This is a genomic window from Streptomyces albidochromogenes, from assembly GCF_005981925.1.
Taxonomy (GTDB): Bacteria; Actinomycetota; Actinomycetes; order Streptomycetales; family Streptomycetaceae; genus Streptomyces; species Streptomyces albidochromogenes.
In genome coordinates this window covers 1-2,983 of the sequence record NZ_VBVX01000495.1, presented here as the reverse complement: position 1 = coordinate 2,983, position 2,983 = coordinate 1, and the positions used below count along the sequence as shown (strand labels likewise).

The window sequence follows — 2,983 nt, the reverse complement described above, 5'->3', positions numbered from 1 at the left end:
GCGCGCGCCGTCCTTGAGGACGAGAGCGCGTACGCCGACGAGGTGCGCGCCGACGAGCGCGAGGCCGCCGAGCTGGGGGCGAGCGCAGTGCCGTTCTTCGTGCTGGACCGGCGTTACGGGATCTCCGTCGGCCACCCGTTCACCAGCACCCGCCCCGCGAGCGGCGTGAGTTCGGCGAGGAGCCGCGCCCCGGTGTCCCCGTCTCCCGCCAGCTCCTCGGCGGAGAGCTGGAGCGTGGCGGTGAGGTTGCCCGGGAGCCGGGAGAGCACCGCGCCGATCTCCGCCGGGTCCTCGTAGCGCGCGACCACCGTGACGGGCCCGAAGCACTCCTCCAGGAGCAGGTCGTGCGGCCCCTCGGCGGCCAGCAGCCGCGCCGGTACGGTCAGGAACCCCGCGCTGACCGTGTGCTCCCCGCCGGCGCCCGGGGTCACCGGGGCCTCGGTGTCCGGCAGGCCGGCCCGTTCGCGTACCCCCTCCACGAACGCGTCCCGCATCCGGTGGTCCAGCATGACGCCGGGATCGGTGTCGCTGACGGCGGCGGTGAGGGACTTCAGCAGGCGGTCGCCGGACGGCCCTTCGGGTGCCAGCACGAACCCGGGCTTGGTGCAGAACTGCCCCGCGCCCAGGGTCATGGAGCCCGCGAGCCCGGCCCCGATCTGCTCGGCCCGCTCCTCGGCGGCCGCCGGGGTGATCACGACAGGGTTGAGGGAGCCCAGCTCGCCGTGGAAGGGGATGGGCGCGGGCCGCGCCGCCGCCGCGTCGAAGAGCGCCCGGCCGCCGCGTACCGATCCGGTGAAGCCGGCGGCCGCGACCAGCGGGTGGCGCACCAGCTCGATGCCGGCGTCGAAGCCGTGGAGGAGGACCACCACGTCCTCGGGCAGGCCGAGTCGGGCCGCCGCCCTGTGCAGTACGGAAGCACACAGCTCCGAGGTGGCCGGGTGGTCGGGGTGCGCCTTGACGACGACCGGGCAGCCCGCCGCGAGCGCGCTCGCGGTGTCGCCGCCGGGCACCGAGAAGGCGAGCGGGAAGTTGCTGGCGGCGTAGACCGCGACGACGCCCAGCGGGATCTTGTAGCGGCGCAGGTCGGGCCGGGGCGGGGTCTTCGTACCGTCTTCGTGGTCGATCCTGATGTCCAGGAAGGCGCCCTCGTCGACGACGTCCGCGAAGGCCCTGAGCTGGGCCGTCGTGCGGGCGAGCTCGCCGGTCAGCCGCGTCGGGCCGAGCGCGGTCTCGGCGTCGGCCGCCTCGACGACGTGTTCCGCGGCCTCGTCGAGGAGCTGGGCGGCGGTACGGAGCAGGGCGGCCCGGGCCGTGCGGTCCGCGAGGGCGGAGCGAGCGGCGTGCGCGGCCCGTACCGCGCGGTCCACCTCCTGCCAGGTCGCCTCGACCGCGACCTGCTCACGCGGCTTCCCCGTTCGGGGGTCGACACTCCAGACTGGTGCAGCTGCCACCGTGGCGTCCCTCCAGCTGTTCGATATTCTGAACAGAGTTCCTGATACTGAATATGCTGGGACTCTATTAACGGACGTTCTGAGCGGTCAAGAGTCGTCAAGAAGGGGCGAGGCTCAATGTCAACTGCCGATACGGGCGGTGCGCAGGTCAAATCGGCGGTGCGGACCGTGGAGTTGCTCGAATTCTTCGCCGGCCGCCCCGGCATGCACTCCCTCGCCGCCGTCCAGGAAGCCGTCGGCTACCCCAAGTCCAGCCTCTACATGCTGCTGCGCACGCTCGTCGAGCTCGGCTGGATCGAGACGGACGCGACGGGCACGCGGTACGGCATCGGCGTACGCGCCCTGCTCGTCGGCACGTCGTACATCGACGGCGACGAGGTGGTGGCCTCCGCCCGCCCCACCCTGGACCGGCTATCCGACGACACGACGGAGACCATTCACCTGGCCCGTCTCGACGGTACGAACGTCGTGTACCTCGCGACCCGCCAGTCCCAGCACTACCTGCGCCCCTTCACGCGCGTCGGCCGCCGGCTGCCCGCGCACTCGACATCCCTGGGCAAGGCGCTGCTCGCGACGCACACCGACGAGCAGGTGCGGGCGCTCCTGCCGAAGACGCTGCCGGCGCTGACGGAGCACACGATCACCGACCGCGAGAAGCTGATCGAGGAGCTGCACCTCGTCCGCGAACAGGGCTACGCCGTGGACCGCGAGGAGAACACGCTGGGGCTGCGCTGCTTCGGTGTCGCGATCCCCTACCGCACGCCGGCCCGCGACGCCATCAGCTGCTCGGTGCCCGTCGCCCGGCTCACCCCGGCGCACGAACAGACGGTCAAGGACGCCCTGTTCGACGCACGCGACCGGCTGACACTCGCCACCAGGAGGCTTTGACATGACACTCGCTTCGGGCGTGACGCTGCGCGAGGTCCAGCCGGACGACCTCGATCTCTTCTTCGCTCACTTCCAGGACCCGGAGGCGAAGCGCATGGCGGCGTTCGGCCCGGCGGACCCCGTGGACCGGGAGAGGTTCGACGCGCACTGGAAGCGCAACATCGCCGAGTACGTCGTACGGACCGTGCTCGCCGACGGCGAGGTGGTGGGCAGCGTCTGCGTGTACGGGGAGCCGGGCGACCTCCAGGTGACGTACTGGATCGACCGCGCCCACTGGGGCCGGGGCGTGGCCACCGCCGCGCTGCGCGCCGTACTCGACGTCGTGCCGGAGCGCCCCCTGTTCGCGCGCGCCGCGGCGGACAACGCCGGTTCGGTCCGGGTGCTGGAGAAGTGCGGTTTCGCCGTCACGGGGCACGAGCGCGGGTTCGCGAACGCGCGCGGGGCGGAGATCGACGAGCTGGTGCTCACCCTCTCGGGCTGAGCGCTCTCCCCCGCGCGGGGGAGAGGGTTCACCTGCGCGTGGGAGGTGCGGGGCCGTCCGGTCCGGGAGCGTGGACGCCATGACGGACACCACGCGTGCTTCCCTGCCCCGGGGCCATCGGCCCGCCTCCGACCCTGCGGCGGCACCTGCCCCGCCCGTACCC

At 72.7% G+C, this 2,983-nt stretch carries 3 protein-coding genes and 1 pseudogene; 3 read left to right on the top strand and 1 reads right to left on the bottom strand.

The annotated features are described in order from the left end of the window. Positions 1-138: pseudogene (locus tag E2E34_RS33030) on the top strand (DsbA family oxidoreductase); the annotation flags it as partial. On the opposite strand, the gene E2E34_RS33025 reads toward E2E34_RS33030, so the two are convergent. Further along, on the bottom strand, positions 114-1,451 hold the full coding sequence (locus tag E2E34_RS33025) for an aldehyde dehydrogenase family protein (RefSeq protein ID WP_138905520.1): 1,338 nt from the start codon (positions 1,449-1,451) through the stop codon (positions 114-116). The pseudogene E2E34_RS33030 and the gene E2E34_RS33025 overlap by 25 nt on opposite strands. A 117-nt stretch (positions 1,452-1,568) precedes the next feature. Between E2E34_RS33025 and E2E34_RS33020 the strand changes: the two genes are divergently transcribed. Both E2E34_RS33020 and E2E34_RS33015 read left to right on the top strand, forming a co-directional pair. Then, complete coding sequence (locus tag E2E34_RS33020; protein WP_138905519.1) at positions 1,569-2,339, top strand: IclR family transcriptional regulator; 771 nt, start codon at positions 1,569-1,571, stop codon at positions 2,337-2,339. Position 2,340: 1 nt separating this feature from the next. Further along, positions 2,341-2,820 (top strand): GNAT family N-acetyltransferase, encoded by a 480-nt coding sequence (locus E2E34_RS33015; RefSeq protein ID WP_138905518.1) that lies wholly within the window; start codon positions 2,341-2,343, stop codon positions 2,818-2,820. The last annotated feature ends 163 nt before the right edge of the window (positions 2,821-2,983 follow it).

Bases quoted from the DNA above. Each gene is read 5' to 3' on its own strand.
- E2E34_RS33020 (WP_138905519.1), top strand. From the start codon at position 1,569: ATGTCAACTGCCGATACGGGCGGTGCGCAGGTCAAATCGGCGGTGCGG.
- E2E34_RS33015 (WP_138905518.1), top strand. From the start codon at position 2,341: ATGACACTCGCTTCGGGCGTGACGCTGCGCGAGGTCCAGCCGGACGAC.